At 63.7% G+C, this 1,015-nt stretch carries 2 protein-coding genes; both read left to right on the forward strand.

From position 1 onward, the window contains the following. The coding region (nirC, locus tag ACZ60B_RS43100; protein WP_469397628.1) for a nitrite transporter NirC at window positions 1–565 on the forward strand (565 nt) is incomplete at its 5' end. Window positions 566–615: 50 nt separating this feature from the next. Then, the coding region (locus ACZ60B_RS43105) for an NAD(P)-dependent oxidoreductase (RefSeq protein ID WP_469397630.1) at window positions 616–1,015 on the forward strand (400 nt) is incomplete at its 3' end.

The following is a 1,015-nucleotide window of genomic DNA, read 5'->3' on the forward strand; positions in this document are numbered from 1 at the left end:
GTTCACCGGCCATACGATGTTCCTGACGCTCGGCGTCAAGGCCGGCACCATCCGCCAAAGCCAGATGTGGGCAGTGCTGCCGCAAACCTGGTTCGGCAACCTGCTCGGCTCGGTGCTGGTGGCGCTGATGTATTACTACGGCGGCGGTAGCCTGCTGCCGGTGGATACCAGTCTGGTGCACAGCGCCGCATTGGCAAAAACCACCGCGCCGGCCGAGGTGCTGTTCTTCAAGGGCGTGCTGTGCAACTGGCTGGTTTGCCTGGCGATCTGGATGGCGATCCGCGTAGAAGGCGCCGCCAAGTTCATCGCCATTTGGTGGTGTCTGCTGGCCTTTATCGCCTCGGGTTACGAACACTCCGTCGCCAACATGACGCTGTTTGCCCTCTCCTGGTTCGGCAACCACAGCGAGGCCTACACCCTCACCGGCATCGGCCACAACCTGCTGTGGGTGACGCTGGGCAACATCCTGTCCGGCTCGGTGCTAATGGGTCTGGGGTATTGGTACGCCACGCCGCGCGCCGAACGCCCGCAGGCGGCGAAAGCCGCCGTACGTCAGACCGCCTAAGTTTTCGGGGGCGCATTTCGCCCCCACATTGATTACCCCGAGGAGTGCCGATGGACTACCTGCCGATTTTCTGCCAACTGCAACACAAAGCCTGCCTGCTGGTCGGCGGCGGCGAGATCGCCGAACGCAAGGCGCGCCTGCTGCTGGACGCCGGTGCGGCGCTGACCGTCAACGCCGTAGACTTCACCCCGCAGTTCCGCCTGTGGGCGGCAGAAGGCCGGTTGACGCTGGCCGAAGGCGAATTCAGCCCGGCCCTGCTGGTGGAAAAATGGCTGGTGATCGCCGCTACCGACCGGCTAGAGGTCAACGCACGGGTGTATCAGTGCGCCAACCAGCAGCGGGTGTTCTGCAACGTGGTGGACGATCCGAAACGCGCCAGCTTTATCATGCCGTCGATTATCGACCGTTCGCCGATCATGGTCGCGGTGTCCTCCGGCGGCAAAGCACCGG

The organism is Streptomyces sp. NPDC104096 (genome assembly GCF_055584385.1).